Source organism: Arthrobacter sp. SLBN-53 (assembly GCF_006715585.1).
GTDB lineage: Bacteria > Actinomycetota > Actinomycetes > Mycobacteriales > Mycobacteriaceae > Mycobacterium > Mycobacterium neoaurum_A.
In genome coordinates, this window is record NZ_VFNN01000001.1 from 4,661,827 (window position 1) to 4,678,794 (window position 16,968).

A 16,968-nucleotide genomic window follows, 5' to 3' on the forward strand; every position below is an offset into this window, starting at 1 on the left:
GGTGGTCGCTCTGTCAGATCTGTTGTCCCACGTTCTCGGGACCAAGGCCGCCACCTCGCTGGAAGAGGCGTTCGGGTTACGCACCGTCAACGATCTGCTGCGGCACTATCCCCGCAAATACAGCGACGGCATCAACGTCCGCGAGGAGGGTGAGCAGATCGAGCTCGAGGAGGGCACCCATGTGACCTTCGTCGACACCATCACCAAAACCGATGTCCGGCCGATGAAATCGCAACACGGCAAGCGGCAGCGCAAGCTGCTGCGGGTCACCCTCGGTGAGCGGAATCCGCCGATCACCGCGACCTTCTTCAACGCCGACTATCTGATCAACAATCTGGTCGAGGGCACCCGGGTGATGCTCTCCGGGGAGATCGGCTATTTCCGCAACACCGTGCAGTTGTCGCATCCGGCGTTTCTGGTCATCGACTCGCCCACCGGGCGGACAATCGGCACCCGATCGTTCGCCAAGATCGCCGAGGCATCGGGAGAGTCCGGCGATGACGTGCTGGCGGCGTTCGAGAAGGACTTCTTCCCGATCTATCCGGCCACCAAGAAGCTGCAGAGCTGGGATATCTACGCCTGTATCAAACAGGTTCTGGCCGTCCTGGATCCGGTGCCAGAGCTGTTACCCGAATCGATCTTGGACCGGTGGGATCTGATCTCCGAGGATGCCGCGCTTCGTGCCGTGCACCTCGCCGAGAACGCGGCTGAACGTGCCGCCGCCCACGAGCGGCTGACCTACGATGAGGCGGTCGGCCTGCAATGGGCTCTGGTGGCCCGGCGCTACGGCGAACTCGGTGAGACCGGACCCTCGGCTCCGGTCCGCGCAGACGGACTGTTGGCCGCCCTGCGGAAGCAGTTGCCCTTCGAGCTCACCGGTGGACAGCGCGAGGTGCTCGGCGTCATCTCCGACGAGCTTGCCGGGACCCGGCCGATGAACCGGATGCTGCAGGGCGAGGTCGGATCGGGTAAGACCATCGTCTCGGTTCTGGCGATGCTGCAAATGGTCGATGCGGGAATGCAGTGTGCACTGCTGGCGCCCACCGAAGTTCTTGCCGCGCAGCACTATCGATCCATCCGTGATGTTCTGGGCCCGTTGGCCATGGCCGGTGAACTGGGCGCCGCCGAGGAGGCGACCGGGATCGCGCTGCTCACCGGCTCGATGTCCGCGCAGCAGAAGCGGCAGGCCCGCGACCAGATCGCATCGGGGACGGCCGGGATCGTGATCGGCACCCACGCCCTGATACAGGAGTCGGTCGAGTTCGCCCGGCTCGGCATGGTGGTTGTCGACGAACAGCACCGCTTCGGTGTCGAGCAGCGAGACAGGTTGCGCGCCAAGGCTACCGGCGGTATCACTCCCCATCTGCTGGTGATGACGGCCACCCCGATCCCACGCACCATCGCCCTCACCGTGTTCGGTGATCTGGAGACCTCGACACTTCGTGAACTGCCGCGCGGCCGGCAACCGATCACCAGCAATGTCATCTTCACCAAGGACAAACCGGCCTGGTTGGACCGGGCTTGGGCGCGGATCACCGAAGAGGTCGCGGCCGGGCGCCAGGCCTACGTGGTCGCCTCGCGCATCGACGAGGAGCCCGACAAGAAGAATGCCTACGAGCATGGCCCGCCGCCGATCACGGTGTTGCAGATGCTGGACCGGTTACGCAGCGGCCCGCTGGCAGGGCTGCGGCTGGGACTCATGCACGGCCGACTGTCCGGTGAGGAAAAGGACGCGGTGATGTCGGCGTTCCGCGCCGGCGAAATCGATGTGCTGGTGTGCACCACGGTGATCGAGGTCGGCGTCGACGTGCCCAACTCGACCATGATGGTGGTGATGGATGCCGACCGGTTCGGCATCAGCCAGTTGCATCAGCTGCGCGGTCGTATCGGGCGCGGTCAGCACCCGAGCCTGTGTCTGCTGGTGACGCGGATGCCGGAAAGCTCCAAGGCCGGCGAGCGGCTGCGCGCGGTCGCCGGAACCCTCGACGGTTTCGCGTTGGCCGATCTGGATCTGCAGGAGCGTCAGGAAGGTGACGTGCTGGGTTACAACCAGTCCGGCCGGCTGACCACGCTGCGTTTCCTCTCGCTGGCCGAGCATCTCGACATCATCCAGGAGGCCCGTAGCTTCTGCGAGCAGGCGTATCTGGACAATCCCGACCAGCGCGGCCTTACGGTGCTGGCGGCCCCGTTTTCCGACACCGATCGCGTTCAATATCTGGACAAGTCGTGAAGCGGGTCGCGTTGCTCGCGGCGGGCGTCGCGCTCACCGTGCTCGTCGCCGTGCAGGTCAGCACCGAACCGGGCACGGGATCCTCCCGATTCGTCGCCGAGGCCGATACGCCGACGGTGGCCGTCGGCGCCGATATCCTGGCGGGCGTCCCCGAGATTCCGTCCCGGGTGCGCGGACACGATTACCGACGCGCCGCCTTCGGCGAATCCTGGGATGACGACAACGACGCACCGGGCGGGCGCAACGGCTGCGACACCCGCAACGACATCCTCGATCGCGATCTGATCGAGAAGTCCTATGTCTCGATCAAGCGCTGTCCGACCGCGGTGGCCACCGGCACGCTCGTCGATCCGTACACCAACGAGACCATCGCGTTCGTCCGTGGCAACCAGATCGGCGCCTCGGTGCAGATCGACCACATCGTGCCGTTGGCGCTTGCCTGGGATCTCGGTGCGAAGAACTGGCCGGATGATCTGCGACTGCGGTTCGCCAACGACCCCGCCAATCTGATCGCGGTGGCCGGAGGCGCCAACCAGGACAAGGGTGACAGTGAACCGGCGGCGTGGATGCCGCCCAACCGCGCGTTCTGGTGCCAGTATGCGGTGCAGTTCGCCGAGGTCCTGCGCGGTTACCGGTTGCCCGTCGATACGTCCTCGGCGCGCGTGTTGCGCGAGGCGGCGGGGACCTGTCCGACCGGCTGAGCCCGCGCCGTTTTCGGGTGCCCGAAATACGCCATCAGGCATCACCACAAACATTGTCGCGAACCGCGCGACCGACGTTCGGTCGGCCGAATTCGATCTGCGTGGGCATCCAAAGTTGTTGTTGTAGAACGCCTTTGAAAAGCGCCGGGTTGCGTATCGCAGAGGCCTGGACTAATCTCATCTGCAGCGAAGGGGAGTAGCCCCCAATCGGGTGATCGACATACTGGACCTGCCGGCAGTTGGCCGGACGTCCCGGTCATCTGGACCGACGACAGTCGGTGGACGAGACCTTCGGCCGTATCAAGCCATTTGTGGCTGCCGGCCGGAGTGCACTTTTCTCCACGGCAGCCTGTGATCTGGGAGGTTCGCGTGCTGTCCGCCTTGGTGCTCAGCTTTGCCGTCATCTTCATCGCCGAGCTCGGTGACAAAACCCAACTGGTCGCGATGACGTTCGCGTTGCGATACCGGTGGTGGGTCGTGCTTGCTGCGATCACTGCGGCGACCACCGTGGTGCATGTCCTTTCGGTGGCGATCGGGCATTATCTCGGTGCCGCACTCCCCGGGCATCTGCTCGGGCTGATCGCGGGTGTGATGTTCATCTTCTTCGGTGCCTGGACGCTGCGCGGTGACAAGCTCAGTGACGAGGAGGCCAGCGTCGCGCAGCGGGCGACCGCACCCGCGTTCTTCGTGGTGACGTCCGCATTCTTCCTCGCCGAACTCGGTGACAAGACGATGCTGGCGACGATCACCCTGGCCGCGGACAACAACTGGGCGGGCGTGTGGATCGGGTCGACGCTGGGAATGGTGGTCGCCGACGGGTTGGCGATCATCGTCGGCGCGGTGTTGGGTAAGCACCTGCCGGAGCGGATCATCCAGATCGGCGCCGCAGCCCTGTTCCTGGTGTTCGGTTCCTACATGGTGTTGGAGAACGCCTTCCCGGCGGCGTCGGTGGTTCTCGTCGCCGGCGGCACTGCAGCGATCCTGGTCGCCACCGTTCTCGCGCTGCGCGCCTTGCCGGATCGGCTGCGGCCCGCGGTGCTGCGTCGTCCGGTCGAACCCGTCCGCGACCAGGACGAGACGGCCGCCAGTCCGCGCTGACGCTCGGATAGCGCATCCATCCACCATCCGAGGCGGTCGCACATCGACGGGTGCCGGTGGCCACCGCAGGTGAATCCGCCCGCACACCCGGATAGATTGGACCGAAGCGGCCATCTGGGTGAGTCGGGATGAGGTGAGTATGCAGCAGCGCGGTCTGGGTGATCTCGAAGCGACGGTCATGGACCGCGTCTGGGCGTCCGCTGACGGCGCCACCGTCCGCGACATCTTCGAACAGCTCGCCGATGCTCGCCAGATCGCCTACACGACGGTGCTGTCCACGATGGACAACCTCTACCGCAAGGGGTGGGTCCGGCGGGACCGCGAGGGCAAGGCGTACCGATACTGGCCGACCATGACGCGTGAGGAGCGGTCGGCACAACTGATGCGCGCGGCCTTCGACTCGGGCGGCGATGCCGAGGCGGTGCTGGCATTCTTCGTCGACCAGATGTCGGCTGAGGAATCGGCGAAACTCCGGGCCGCGCTGCGACACGCACCGAAGCGGCAGCGATGACGATCGCGGCGTATCTGCTGGCCTACGGCGCGGTGATGATCTGGGCGGCGCCCGCGCTGCTGCACAAGCTGACGGGCGCGGGACTCAATCCGCGTCTGGGTGTGGCCGCCTGGCTCACCGCCATCGCGGTGGTGGTGCTGGCGTGGTCGGTCTCGGTGCTGGTGATCGTGAGCGCCGCCGTCAGCGGACTGCCCGGGTCGGCGACGATCGTGTTGTGCCTGGAGATGATCGGTGTCCCGGAGCGGTCGCTGACGCCCGGGGCGGCGAGTCTGGCCGTGCTGATCGGTGCCGGCGTCGTGATCTCGACGATGGTGGGGATCCAAGTCGGTCGCGCGGTGGCAGGCTTTCGGGCACGCAGCGCCGAACATGCCCGGGCCGCCCGCATCATCGGCGTGCCGACCGATCGGCAGGACGTGTTCGTCATCGACGCCGATCGCGCCGCGGCGTACTGTGTCGCCGGCCGTCCGCACGCCATCGTGCTCACCAGCGCCGCGGTGCGCACCCTGGACGAGGCGCAGCTCGGTGCTGTGCTCGCCCACGAGCAGGCGCATCTCGCGGGACGTCACCACCACCTACTGATGGTCTTACGGGCGCTGGCGCACAGTCTTTCTCGGCTCCCACTGTTCACCCGTGCCGTGGGCGCGGTTGCCGCACTGTTGGAGATGTGCGCCGATGACACCGCGGCGCGCAGGCACGGTCGCGGGGCGGTGATCGCCGGGATGGTCAAACTCGCCGGCCCCGCACCGGTCGGCGGGTTGTCCGTCGGCGCCCGCGCGGTACACACCAGGGTGGCCCGGTTGCGCGATCCGGCCGGACCGCTGGCCACCGGTTGCCACCAGATCCTGACGAGTGTGGTCATCGGGGCGACCGTGTGTGTGCCGGTGCTGATCAATCTGCTGTGTCAGCACTGATCACAGATTGGCGTTGCCTGCCTTCCACTTCGACCAGGGGATGTTCCAGTCACCGAGTCCGTCGGTGCCCGACAGCGTCGGCCCCACCGTGTTGACCACCTCGACGATATCGCCGCGTTTGGTGTTGTCGTAGAACCACTTTGCGTTCTCCGTGCTGGCATTGAGGCACCCGTGGCTCACATTGGCATAGCCCTGGCTGCCCACCGACCATGGCGCGGCATGGACGAAGATCCCGCTGTAGGACATCCGCGTGGCCCAGTTGACCTCCGTGCGGTACCCGTCCGGTGAGTTCACCGGGACGCCGTAGGTCGAGGAATCCATCACCATGAACGGCAGCCGTTCGGCGACGATGTACACCCCGTTGTCGGTGGGGGTGGCGTTCTTGCCCATGGAGATCGGGATCGTCTTGGCCACCGCGCCGTTGACCCGCACGGTCAGCGTTTTGGTGCTGTCGTCGGCGATGGCGATGACCTCGTCGCCGATGGTGAATCGGCTGGTGACATTGTCCTGTCCGAACAGCCCGTCACCGAGGTCCACACCATAGGTGCGCACCTGAACCTCGACCTCGGTACCGGGCCGCCAGTATTCGGCGGGGCGCCAGCGCACCTCTCGGGAGTTGAGCCAGTAGAACGCGCCCTCCACAGGCGGGTTCGTGGTAACGGTGATGGCTTTCTGGGCGGCCAACCGATCGGGGATCGGTTCGTCGAAGCTGACCGCGACCGGCTGTCCGACCCCGACCACCTCACCGTTGCCGGGGATCACATAGGGCATGGTGAGGTTCTGCGGGGAATGGGTTTCGAACTTCGCCGTGGTGCCGGTGCGCCCGCCGAGGCCGAGTGCCTCGGCATGCAGGGTGTATTGCCGGTTGTAGCCGAGCGGCTCTGCCGAACGCCAGCTGACCCCGTCGGGGCTCAGCTCACTCTTGACGACCCGGCCCTGTTCGTTGACCAGGGTCACGTTGTCCAGCACGCCGGCCTCCGCGCGCACCGTCACCGGTGTCTCGACCGGAACGCCGATGGCGCCGTCGGTGACCGACATGCGTAGTTCGGGCACCAGCAGATCGCCGTAGGGCGTGCCCTTTTCGGCGATTGTCTCGGGTTGTGCCACCGGTGCCGGCCGGCTGCCGCATCCGGTCATGCCGATGAACACGGCGCAGAGCGTGAGCAGGCAGACAACCGTGCTCACGACGCCGCGTCGCCGCCCGGTGGCCTGGACTCGTCCCATGGCTCTAGTTCCCGTCCGCTCGTCTGGGTTTGCGTTACCATCCTACGGACTTACTACGTAGATGCAGGTCCGGCGGGTGCGCCGGTGCCGGCGGGGGAGGCGCGGTGCTGAAGACCCCGATAGGCCGGACGTTGTCGACCGCTGCTGTGGTCATCATCGTCGCCGCGATCGGCATCGTCGTGTTGGTGCTGCGCACCGGCGGCGGGCCGGAACAGTTGCCGACCGCCACCGGTGGGGTGGAGGTGGTCCGCCCCGACAGTCACCGCCTCGACGATCCACCCGATGCCACGGTGACGTTCGTCGAGTTCCTGGATTTCGAATGCGAGGGATGCCGGGCCGCCTACCCGATCGTCGAGCAGTTGCGCACCGAGTACGGCGATCGCGTCGAATTCGTGTTGCGGTACTTCCCGCTGCCGGGCCACGTCAACGCCGAACGCGCCGCGCGTGCGGTCGAGGCCGCCGCACGGCAGGGCCGACTGGAGGCCATGTATCGCATGATGTACGAGACCCAGTCGCAGTGGGGTGAGCGTCGTACGCCTGCCGATGCCGTCTTCCGCGGCTTCGCCGAGGAGGTGGGCCTGGACATGGCCCGATTCGACAGTGACTACGCCGACCCCGAGACCGCCGCACGGGTCCGTCGGGATGTCGAGGACGGTGTTGCGCTGGGTGTGCAAGGCACGCCGACGTTCTTCATCGACGGGCAGCAGATTCCGGTGTACCGGACCGAAGATCTCCGCGAAGCGCTGGAGCGTGCACTTGACTAGGGCGCCACGCACCGTCTCCGCGTTGCGTCGTGTCGTGATCGTGACGCTGTTGCTGCTGGTGATGGCGTCGACCGAACGAGCCGTGGCGGCGGCGGACTGCCCGGCCGGGGATGCGCAGTGTGCCCTGCGTGAGCGTCTGGTCGCCGCCGAAAACTATCTGGCCAACCGGCCCGGCACGGTGGGATTCGTGCTGCGAGACAGGGCCACCGGGGCCAAGTACCGCAACGCGAACGCCGCCACGCCCATCTGGACGGCATCGACGATCAAGCTGGCGATCGTGGCCGACCTGCTATCGCGAGAACAATCGGGAACAGTGCGACTGACGGCCGACGATCGTGAGCAGATGGTCGCGATGTTGCGAAGCTCCGACAATGCTGCCGCCGATGCGCTGTGGTCCGAGTACGGCGGAACGGCAAACGTGTTCAACGCCAACTTCCCCCGTTACGGCATGACCGGTGTGCGGCCGCAGCCGGGGTTCGGCGACGTCTACCCGTACTGGGGATTCCAGAAGGGGACGGCCGACGATTTCGACGCGCTGATGAACTACGTCCTCGACAGGCTCAGCGCTGCCAATTCCGCTGCGGTCGTGGCCGAGATGCAGCGTGTGGAGGACGACCAGCGGTGGGGGGTGTGGGGCGCCGGTCCGGCGATGGCACCCGGAGCGAAGAACGGTTGGTCCCAGGAGCAGGGCGGCTGGGTGGTCAACAGTGTCGGCTTCGCCGGGCCGCAGCAGCGGTACACGCTGTCGATCATGAACGCCCTCGGCGGCGAGGGTGGCTACGACGACGGCGTCGACACCACCACGAATCTGGCGCGAATACTGCTGTCGCCGTAGCTGTTATGGCGGGTAGACCTGCTTGATACTGCCGTCCGGGTTCAGCTTCAGGAAGCCGGTGCCCGGCTCGGTCGAGTGGATGATCAGATCCAGGCCGCCGCCTTCGGTGCCTTCGATGATCAGGTAACTGTCCGAGCCGACCGGCGCACCGGTGTGCTGCGGAGCGTTGCCGAGGACACCCGCGACGGCGGCCGTGTTGACCTGGCCGAGGTCGACCAGGATGTCGAAGGCACTGGTCGACATCGTCGGGCCCCATTCCTTCCAGCCGTCGCCGCGGTAGGTGTAGCTGTCCTTGGCGTTTGCGTTCGTCGGGGTGGGCCGGTCGTAGACCGCGTGGCCGGGGTACACCACCAGCGAGAAGCCCATGGTGTCACCGAACTTGTCTCGAATCGTCTGGAGCAGTCCGTCCAGCCCCTTGGCATTCTGGAGTTCCGGGGCACTTACCGCGGTCGAGGTCGCCGTGGGTGGAACAGTCCGTGGGGCAGCGGTATTCGCCGGCGTGGTGCGGCGATCGGTTGCGGCGGAGGAACCCACCTGCTGGTCCGCGTTCGACATGGTGTCACCCCGGGATGCCAGCAGGACTGTCGTCGCTGCGATGACGACGGCGGCGACCAGCGCGACCGGGACCAGGACGGCCGGTCCGCGCCACCATGGTCGCGCGGCAGCGACCGGTTGCCACGCCGGTGCGGCCGGCCACGACTGCTGCGGCGCGGGATGTGGTGGTGGCCAGTGGGCGGCCACGGTCGGTCGATAGGCGGCGGGCGGCGCGGCGATCGCGGCGCGGGCAGCGGCGGCAAGGTCGCCCGTCGTCGCATAGCGGTGTTCGGGATTCTTGGCCATCCCGGTCGCGATGACCTGATCCATCAGCACCGGAACCCCGGGTTGCATCATCGACGGTCGGGGTGGTGGCAGCGTGAGATGACCCGTGATCTGACGTTCGACGCTGTCACCGGGAAATGGTTGCCGTCCGGTAAGGCATTCGTGCAGCACGCATGTCAGTGCGTAGATGTCGGCACGCGCGTCCGAGCTGTCGGTCGACAGTCGCTCCGGTGCCATGTATGCCAGGGTGCCGATCGTCGAACCGGTACTGGTCAATTTTGTGCCATCGGAGGCCCTGGCGATCCCGAAGTCGATGAGGTACGCGAAATCGACGGGTGTCACCAGGATGTTCGACGGCTTGACGTCGCGGTGCACCAGCCCGACGGTATGTGCGGCGTGCAGTGCCGCGGCGATTTGTTCGGTGATGCCGACCGCCCGATGCGGCGGCAGCGGTCCGCTCTCGAGCAGTTGCTGTACGGTCCTGCCCTCGATCAGGCGCATGGTGACGTACAGCCGTCCGTCGATCTCGCCGAAATCATGGATCGGGACGATGTGCGGTTCGTCCAGCCCCGCGGCCACCTGGGCCTCGCGGCGGAACCGTCGTTGGTAGGTGTCGTCGTCGGCGAGGCTGGGCGGTAGCACCTTCAGCGCCACCCATCTGTTCATGGCGGTGTCAAAGGCGCGCCACACCTCGCCCATGCCGCCACGGCCCAGCATGGTCGCCAGGCGGTACCGACCGAACGGGGTCCCTTCGTGCACGGGATAACCCTAGAGGACGGCGGTGTGGATCAGCGCGGGCTCTGCGACTGTTGGGCGGCGACCGCACCGCCGAGCCAGCGGCGCAAGAACTTTCGAAGTTCCTGTGGTGTTCTGTCGGTGTTGGGCGCGACGAAGAACGACAGCATGGTGCGCAGGGTGAACTCGACGAGCTCACCCAAGCTGGTTTCGTCGTAACCGTGTGCGGACCAGTCGACATCGAAACGATCGATCATCCGCATGCCGATGGCCCGTGCCTCGGCGGAGGTGAGCGCGCCGCTGTGGTCATGCGGATAGGACTCCGACAGCAGGATACCCAGATGCGGTGTGCGGGTTACCTCGTCGAGGGTGAACACGGTGCCCTCGGTGATGGCCTCGGCCGGATCGTGGATACCTTCGACGGCCGTGGAGAGCCGATCGAGGAAGGCGTCCACCGAGGCCATGGCCACCGCATGCATCAGCGCGTCGGAGGTGGGGAAGTAGCGATAGACGGTCTGCCGGATGACACCCAGTGAGTTCGCGACATCGGCCAACGAGATTGCTGCGCCGGTGGAGCTGACCAGTTCGACGGCGGTCGTGACAATCCGCGCAGTGGCCTCCTCGTCACTGTGCGGGGGATCGCCGCCCCAGCCGCGCCTGCGCGCCATCGGCACCTTCCTCTCGGCACGGCGACGCTAGCACGGACAAGTCAACATACATTTAGACTAATAGACGTATGATCGTGTGATAGCTTGCGCTGATGACCGATCTTCAGGTGCGCAAGATGCGCTTCGCCTTCGCCGATTACGACGTGCCGTTTCTCTGGAACGAGACAAATCCCGCGTTCTCGGCCATGGCCAATGCCGTCTCCTTTTTGGCGATCGCCTTCGAGAAGATGATCGTGAGCACGATGGCCGAGGCGAAGCCGCTGCTTGCCAACTCGCCGATCGCCGACGAGGCCGACGCGTTCGTGCGCCAAGAGGGCCAGCACTCGATGGCGCACCGCCAGCATGCGCGCGGTCTGATCAAGGCGTATCCGGCGCTCAAGGAAACCCTCGACCAGGTCATCGCTGCCTTCGACGATCTCGTCGAGAACAAGCCGTTGAAGTACCGGTTGGCCTACACCGCCGATCTGGAGGCCACGTTCACCCCGGTGTTCAAGTTGATGCTCGACAATGACGACACCCTGTTCGCGCCCGGCGACGACCGGGTGGCCTCCCTGTTCCTGTGGCATTTCGTCGAAGAGGTCGAGCACCGCAGTTCGGCGCTGATCATCTACAACGATCTGGTTGGCGACCCGTGGTACCGCGCACGCATGGCACCGTCGATCTTCAAACACGTGATGGACGTGGTGCGGATGGCGTGCGACGGGTTCAACCGGCATCTGCCGCTGGAGGTGCGCAAGGTCGATGCGGTATCGACCTTCGCCCTGGAACGGCGAAAGAACGCGCTGCTCAGTCGCATCGGTCGCCGACCGGACTACGGGCCGTTGCAAGCACCGTTCCCGCATCTGGGTTTCCGCGAACAGCTGGCTGCCCTGGTGGGTATCGTCCGCAGTCAGATTCCCGGCCATGATCCCACCCACGAGAAGTTGCCGGTGCTGGCCGACGAATGGTTCAGACGCTACGACGAGGGATACGACGTGACACAGTGGTACACGAACCAGCAGGTGTCCGCCGATGTCTGAGCTGTGTCGGCCGACCTTCGAGCAGCTTGCCGAGCGGCTGGGGTTCAGCTGCACCGAGGCCGGCGGGCTGGTCGCGGTGCGTAACCCGCTGGCGCTGGAGAACTGGACGCTGCCGGTTCTGGAGCTGACGATCATCATCGGGGCCGTGCTGGCGTTGGTGTATGCGGTGATCCGGCTGCGCCGCCACGGTGACGCCACCAACCTCGTGCTGTGGTTCGGCGCCATCGCCTACCTGCTGATCATCGAACCGCCGCTGTACTTCCCGGCCGCGTTCGGCATCGAGGAACACATCGACACGATGTTCGCGCACAACGTCTTCACGGTCGAATTCCTCTGGGGCAGGCTGCCCCTCTACATCGTGGCGATCTACCCGCTGATGGCCACCATCGCCTTCGAGATCGTGCGCAACCTCGGTGTCTTCCGCCGCTACGGCACGCTGGTCGGTGCGGTATGCGTCGGCTTTGTCCACCATGCCTTCTACGAGATCTTCGACCATCTGGGCCCGCAGCTGCGGTGGTGGGAATGGACGCTGGAGCACCCGATGAACCAACCGTTCTTCGCCTCGGTGCCGCTGCCCAGTGTGGTGGTCTTCGCCGCGCTCTGGCCGATGTCGCTGGCATTCTGTGTCCAGTTCTTCGTCGGCAGATACGTCGACCGCGGACGGCGCTTCAGCGCCGGCCAGATCCTCTGGCGCACCGTGGTGGTGGGCCTGCTCGCCTCGGTCGGCACGGTGCTGCTGCCTGCGCCTGCGACGGTCATCGGCTCGTTCACGAACGTCACCGTGATGGGTGTCGTGTACGCGTTGGAGTTGCTGGTGATCACCGTCGTCGCGGTCCCGGTGCTCTACAAGCAGTGGCAGCGATTGCGCAACACGGCGGCCTCTGCCACCGAAGCGCGCTACGTGAATCCCCCGATGATTCGTTACGGTGTCCTGTATCTGGCGGTGATGGCGGTGTTGTGGGCAACCGCCCTGCCCGCGTACTTCTCGGCTGTCGACGGCGTCACCGGCAATGGTGATCCGGTGGGCAGCCTCGCCTACACCGTGTTGTGCTTCGCCATCGCCGGCCTCAGTGCCGCTGCCGCGCTGACGGTTTCGACCGCCAGGCCGGTGAAGCGGCCCGCGGCTGTCGCCTAAGCGATTTCGGTGAGGAAACGTGCGCACAGCGCACGTTTCCTCACCGAAATCGCAAGAGACTAGGTCCCGGTGTAGGTGGCCGGATCCGGGCGGTACCGGGTGCCGTCATCGAGTCCGGTCAGCGCCGCGAGATGCTCCTCGGCCAACTCGAAGTCCAGTACGTCGAAGTTCTCCGCGATGCGCTCGGGCTTGGCCGAGCGCGGGATCACCACGTTGCCCAACTGCAGGTTCCACCGGATCAACACCTGCGCCGGGGTCTTGTCGTACTGCGCGGCCACCGCGGTGACGGTCGGGTTGTCCAGCAGTTTGCCGACCCCCAGCGGGCTGTAGGCCTCGGTCACGATGTTGTGCTCGGCATGCGCGGCACGCTGTTCGGTCTGCACCAGCTGGGGGTGCAGTTCGATCTGATTGACCGCGGGTGCCACATAGGACAGGTCGATGATGTTGGTCAGATCCTCCGGTGTGAAGTTGGCGACACCGATGGACGTGGCCAACTTGTCCTCGCGTACCCGCAGCAACCCGCCCCAGCTGTCCACATACTTGCCGGAGTCCCCACCCGGCCAATGGATCAGATACAGGTCCAGGTAATCGACGCCGAGCCGGTCCAGGCTGGCCTTGGCGGCGTCCTGAGAGGCCTGGAAGCCCTGATCCTGGGTCGCCAGCTTGGTGGTGAGGAAGATCTCGGCACGCGGGATGCCCGATGCGGCGATGGCACGACCCACGCCGGCCTCGTTACCGTAGGCGGCGGCGGTATCGATAAGCCGGACACCGATTTCCAGCGCCGCGGACACCGCGCGCTCGGCCTCATCGTCAGTCAGCTCGCCCACCCCGATTCCGAGAACCGGAATTGTGTTCTCGTCGTTCAAGCCGATACTGGGCACAGCTGCTGCCGATGTCATGTCCTACCTATCCCGTGAAGTTGAAGGTGCGTGGGTCGGGACCCAATCGGGTGCCGTCATCGAGCGATCCGATGGACGCGATGTCCTTTTCGGTCAACTCGAAGTCGAACACGTCGAAGTTACTCGCTATCCGATCAGGGTTCACCGACTTCGGGATGACGATATTACCCAGCTGTAGATGCCATCTGATCAGCACCTGGGCTGGTGTTTTGCTGTGTGCCTCGGCAATCGCGGTGACCGTCGGTTCGCTGAGCAGACCACCCTGGCCCAGCGGGCTCCACGCCTCCGTGGCGATCCCCAACTCGGCGTGAAGCTCGCGCAGCTCCTGCTGCGGGAGCCGGGGGTGCAGTTCGATCTGATTGACCGCGGGCACGATCCCGGTGGCATCGATGAGCGTGCGCAGATGCTCGGGCTGGAAGTTACTGACGCCGATGGAGCGGGCCCGCCCGTCGTCACGCAGCGTGGACAACGCCTTGAAGCTCTCCACATACAGGTTGACCTCGGGCAGCGGCCAGTGGATCAGGTAGAGATCGACATAGTCCACGCCGAGTCGTCGGGCGCTGGCATCGAATGCCCGCAACGCCTTGTCATAGCCCTGTTCGGAGTTCCACAACTTGGTGACCAGGTAGATGTCGTCACGGGGCACCCCCGAGGACACCAGCCCTTCGCCGACCTCGGTTTCGTTCTGATAGACCGCGGCGGTATCGATGTGGCGATAACCCGTTCGCAGTGCACTCTCGACCGCGAGTCTGGTGTCCTCGGGCGGGGTCTGCCAGACTCCCAACCCGACCGCGGGGATGGAATGTCCGTCGTTGAGCAACCGTGTGGGATATGAGGGGGCAGTCATGGAAACGAGTCTGCCAGCGCGGCCGAACCCGAGCCCGCTGCGATTGAAGGCCGCAACCGTGGCGAGCCGGGTGTCGGTACCGCTACTGGCGCGCATCCCGGACCCCGTCAAGAGACTGCTGATGGGACGGCGCAGCGTCGTCATCGACGGCAACACCCTGGACACCAGCCTCCAGCTGCTCTTGAACGCGCAACGCGCGTCAGGCATCGGCGGCCTCGTGGCCTGCGACGACGTGACCGTCGCACGCGCCCAGCTCGACGCGGCGTCCGCTGCGTTCAAGGCCGACATCGTGGTGCCGACCGACGACTTCTCGATCGCCGGACCCGCGGGCCCGCTGACGCTGCGGCACTACCGCGGTGAGGCGGGCGCGCCGCTGCTGGTTTTCCTTCACGGTGGCGGTTTTGTCGTCGGCAGCCTGGCCACCCACGACGGGTTCTGCCGCCGCATCTGCCGCGATGCCGGCGTGCACGTGCTTGCCGTGGACTATCGGCTGGCGCCCGAACACAAGGCGCCCGCCGCGGCCGAGGACTGTTACGCCGCCTACAAATGGGCGCTGGAACACGCCGCGGAACTCGGCGCGGACCCCGAACGGATCGCCGTCGGTGGCGACAGCGCCGGTGGCAACCTGGCCGCCGTGGTCACCCAGACCGCGCGCGCGACCGGCACCAGGATGCCCGCGCTGCAACTGCTGATCTATCCGATGGTCGATCCGGTGGGGGAGACGGTCTCGCGCTCCCTGTTCGCCGACGGTTTCTTCCTCACCAAGGCCGATATCGACTGGTTCGACCACCATTACGTCGCCGGTTCCGGCGTGGCTCACGACGACCCCCGGGTGGCGCCACTGCACGCCGCCGACCTGACCGGCCTGTCACCCGCGCTGGTGGTGACGGCCGGTTTCGACCCGCTGCGTGACGAGGGCAGGGCCTATGCCCGCGCGCTCACCGCCGCGGGGGTGCCGGTCGATCACCGCGAGTACGGCTCGCTGGTGCACGCGTTCATCAATATCTTTCCCCTCGGCGGGGACAGTGAACTCGCCGTCGTCGACCTCACCTCGGCGCTGCGGGCGCATCTGAGCCGGTAGGCTGCATCCCGTGGCGAACAAACCGAAGAAGCAGGCCAGTTACGACTTGAAGGCCGCTGACCGCAAGCGCAACCTTCTCGTCCAGATCGGGCTGACCTCGGTGGTCGTCCTGTTCGCGGTGGCACTGGTGCTGTGGATCGTGCTGAACGGGGAGACGAACCCCGAGGCCGGTGAAGCACGGGCCGTCCGCGTCGAATCCAGCCAGGTCGTCCGCAACGACGACGGCGTCGACCCCAAGGTCGTGCTGTCGGTCTACGAGGATCCGCTCTGCCCGCACTGCGGAGCATTCGAGAAGGCCTTCGGCTCGACGATCAACCAGCTCATCGACAAGGGCGTGATCGCCGTCGACTACTACATGGTCGGCATCCTCGACAGCGCCGGAAACCAGAACTACTCCTCCCGTGCCAGCGGCGCTGCCTACTGCGTCGCCGACGAATCCGTCGAGGCGTTCCGCCGCTTCCACGGCGCCCTCTACGCCCAGCAGCCCTCGGAGGTCGGCGGCTCGTACCCGACCAACGCACAGCTGATCGAAACCGCCCGGCAGGCCGGCGCCGCCGGCAAGGTGCCCGAGTGCATCGACAAGGAGCGCTACGTCAAGATGGCAGGCGGCATGGCCGCCGCCACCAAGATCAACGCCACACCCACCGTGCGGATCAATGGTGAGGACTACCAATACAGCACCCCCGAAGCGCTGGTCGGCAAGATCAAGGAGATCGTCGGCGACGTCCCGGGTCTGGCCGCGGCATCGTGACCGCCACCGCCGACCTCGACGCGGCCGAGACTCCGGTCGAACCGAGCGGCGTGCGTCGATCCAGCGCCATCGGGGTTCTGATCACCGGTGTACTCGGCCTGGCGGCCGCCGCCACGCTGACCATCGAGAAGATCGAGATCCTGATCGACCCCAGCTACGTCCCGTCGTGCAGCCTGAACCCGGTGCTGTCCTGCGGGTCGGTGATGGTCACCCCACAGGCGTCGGTCTTCGGCTTCCCCAACTCGTTGATCGGCATCATCGCGTTCACCGTCGTGCTCGTCACCGGCGTGCTGGCGGTGGCCAGGGTGTCGCTGCCGCGTTGGTACTGGGTCGGCCTCACGATCGGCAGCGCACTCGGTGTCGTATTCGTGCACTGGCTGATCTTCCAGAGCCTGTACCGGATCGGGGCACTGTGCCCCTACTGCATGGTCGTCTGGGCGGTCACCATCCCGTTGCTGGTGATGGTCGCGTCCATCGCGCTGCGCGCCGAGACCGCCACCGGTGCCGGCCGCATCCTCTACGACTGGCGATGGTCGCTGGTGGCGCTGTGGTTCACCGCCGTCGTGCTGCTGATCCTGGTCCGCTTCTGGAACTACTGGTCGACGCTTCTGTAACCGACCACTCACAGTCCGGGGATATCCCGCGGTGAGCTATCCGCAGGTCAGTATCCTCATACCTGCGCATCAGCCGGTCTGTGGTGTCGCCAAGCGCGCCGTATCCGACGCCCCACCGACTCGTGC

General features: G+C 66.0%; 17 protein-coding genes. 12 read left to right on the forward strand and 5 right to left on the reverse strand.

The annotated features are described in order from the left end of the window. Position 1: 1 nt before the first annotated feature. The 5 genes from recG (at position 2) to FBY28_RS22395 (ending at position 5,451) form a co-directional block, all read left to right on the forward strand. Positions 2-2,230, forward strand: coding sequence for an ATP-dependent DNA helicase RecG (gene recG / locus FBY28_RS22375; protein ID WP_141869427.1), 2,229 nt, complete (start codon positions 2-4; stop codon positions 2,228-2,230). Next, entirely contained in the window at positions 2,227-2,931 is a 705-nt protein-coding gene (locus tag FBY28_RS22380; RefSeq protein ID WP_141869428.1) for an HNH endonuclease family protein, read from the forward strand. Before recG ends, FBY28_RS22380 begins: the two co-directional genes overlap by 4 nt. 369 nt (positions 2,932-3,300) lie before the next feature. Further along, positions 3,301-4,029, forward strand: coding sequence for a TMEM165/GDT1 family protein (locus FBY28_RS22385; RefSeq protein WP_141869429.1), 729 nt, complete (start codon positions 3,301-3,303; stop codon positions 4,027-4,029). 139 nt (positions 4,030-4,168) lie between these two features. Beyond that, the gene (locus FBY28_RS22390; RefSeq protein WP_019513535.1) at positions 4,169-4,540 is read left to right on the forward strand and encodes a BlaI/MecI/CopY family transcriptional regulator; all 372 of its coding nucleotides are present in this window, start codon (positions 4,169-4,171) and stop codon (positions 4,538-4,540) included. Continuing rightward, the gene (locus tag FBY28_RS22395; protein WP_141869430.1) at positions 4,537-5,451 is read left to right on the forward strand and encodes a M56 family metallopeptidase; all 915 of its coding nucleotides are present in this window, start codon (positions 4,537-4,539) and stop codon (positions 5,449-5,451) included. The genes FBY28_RS22390 and FBY28_RS22395 overlap by 4 nt, the downstream gene beginning before the upstream one ends. On the opposite strand, the gene FBY28_RS22400 is transcribed toward FBY28_RS22395, so the two are convergent. Beyond that, positions 5,452-6,636, reverse strand: coding sequence for a L,D-transpeptidase (locus FBY28_RS22400; protein ID WP_286178374.1), 1,185 nt, complete (start codon positions 6,634-6,636; stop codon positions 5,452-5,454). A gap of 143 nt (positions 6,637-6,779) precedes the next feature. Between FBY28_RS22400 and FBY28_RS22405 the strand changes: the two genes are divergently transcribed. Both FBY28_RS22405 and FBY28_RS22410 read left to right on the forward strand, forming a co-directional pair. Next, a complete protein-coding gene (locus FBY28_RS22405; RefSeq protein WP_141869432.1) occupies positions 6,780-7,439 on the forward strand; it encodes a DsbA family protein in 660 nt (219 codons plus the stop codon). Further along, a complete protein-coding gene (locus tag FBY28_RS22410) occupies positions 7,432-8,274 on the forward strand; it encodes a serine hydrolase (RefSeq protein WP_216847898.1) in 843 nt (280 codons plus the stop codon). Before FBY28_RS22405 ends, FBY28_RS22410 begins: the two co-directional genes overlap by 8 nt. A gap of 3 nt (positions 8,275-8,277) precedes the next feature. Here the strand turns inward: FBY28_RS22410 and FBY28_RS22415 are convergent, their stop codons facing one another. Both FBY28_RS22415 and FBY28_RS22420 read right to left on the reverse strand, forming a co-directional pair. Then, positions 8,278-9,852, reverse strand: a complete 1,575-nt coding sequence (locus tag FBY28_RS22415; RefSeq protein ID WP_141869433.1) for a serine/threonine-protein kinase — start codon at positions 9,850-9,852, stop codon at positions 8,278-8,280. Between the two features lie 29 nt (positions 9,853-9,881). Next, a complete protein-coding gene (locus tag FBY28_RS22420) occupies positions 9,882-10,496 on the reverse strand; it encodes a TetR/AcrR family transcriptional regulator (protein ID WP_141869434.1) in 615 nt (204 codons plus the stop codon). A gap of 92 nt (positions 10,497-10,588) precedes the next feature. Here FBY28_RS22420 and FBY28_RS22425 point away from each other — a divergent pair, with 92 nt between their 5' ends. Both FBY28_RS22425 and FBY28_RS22430 read left to right on the forward strand, forming a co-directional pair. Beyond that, the gene (locus FBY28_RS22425; protein WP_141869435.1) at positions 10,589-11,515 is read left to right on the forward strand and encodes a metal-dependent hydrolase; all 927 of its coding nucleotides are present in this window, start codon (positions 10,589-10,591) and stop codon (positions 11,513-11,515) included. Beyond that, complete coding sequence (locus FBY28_RS22430; protein WP_141869436.1) at positions 11,508-12,650, forward strand: hypothetical protein; 1,143 nt, start codon at positions 11,508-11,510, stop codon at positions 12,648-12,650. Before FBY28_RS22425 ends, FBY28_RS22430 begins: the two co-directional genes overlap by 8 nt. A 59-nt stretch (positions 12,651-12,709) precedes the next feature. Here the strand turns inward: FBY28_RS22430 and FBY28_RS22435 are convergent, their stop codons facing one another. Both FBY28_RS22435 and FBY28_RS22440 read right to left on the reverse strand, forming a co-directional pair. Next, positions 12,710-13,477, reverse strand: a complete 768-nt coding sequence (locus FBY28_RS22435) for an aldo/keto reductase (RefSeq protein ID WP_353618545.1) — start codon at positions 13,475-13,477, stop codon at positions 12,710-12,712. A 79-nt stretch (positions 13,478-13,556) separates the two neighbouring features. Beyond that, on the reverse strand, positions 13,557-14,396 hold the full coding sequence (locus FBY28_RS22440) for an aldo/keto reductase (RefSeq protein WP_141869438.1): 840 nt from the start codon (positions 14,394-14,396) through the stop codon (positions 13,557-13,559). On the opposite strand from FBY28_RS22440, the gene FBY28_RS22445 reads away from it, so the two are divergent. The 3 genes from FBY28_RS22445 to FBY28_RS22455 are packed head-to-tail and all read left to right on the forward strand — an operon-like array spanning position 14,395 to position 16,842. Then, entirely contained in the window at positions 14,395-15,477 is a 1,083-nt protein-coding gene (locus tag FBY28_RS22445) for an alpha/beta hydrolase (RefSeq protein ID WP_141869439.1), read from the forward strand. The two genes, FBY28_RS22440 and FBY28_RS22445, sit on opposite strands and share 2 nt — an antisense overlap. A 10-nt stretch (positions 15,478-15,487) precedes the next feature. Then, positions 15,488-16,228 carry a DsbA family protein gene (locus FBY28_RS22450; protein ID WP_030135695.1) on the forward strand — a complete coding sequence of 247 codons (741 nt, stop codon included), beginning with the start codon at positions 15,488-15,490 and terminating at the stop codon, positions 16,226-16,228. After that, complete coding sequence (locus FBY28_RS22455; RefSeq protein ID WP_141869440.1) at positions 16,225-16,842, forward strand: vitamin K epoxide reductase family protein; 618 nt, start codon at positions 16,225-16,227, stop codon at positions 16,840-16,842. Before FBY28_RS22450 ends, FBY28_RS22455 begins: the two co-directional genes overlap by 4 nt. The last annotated feature ends 126 nt before the right edge of the window (positions 16,843-16,968 follow it).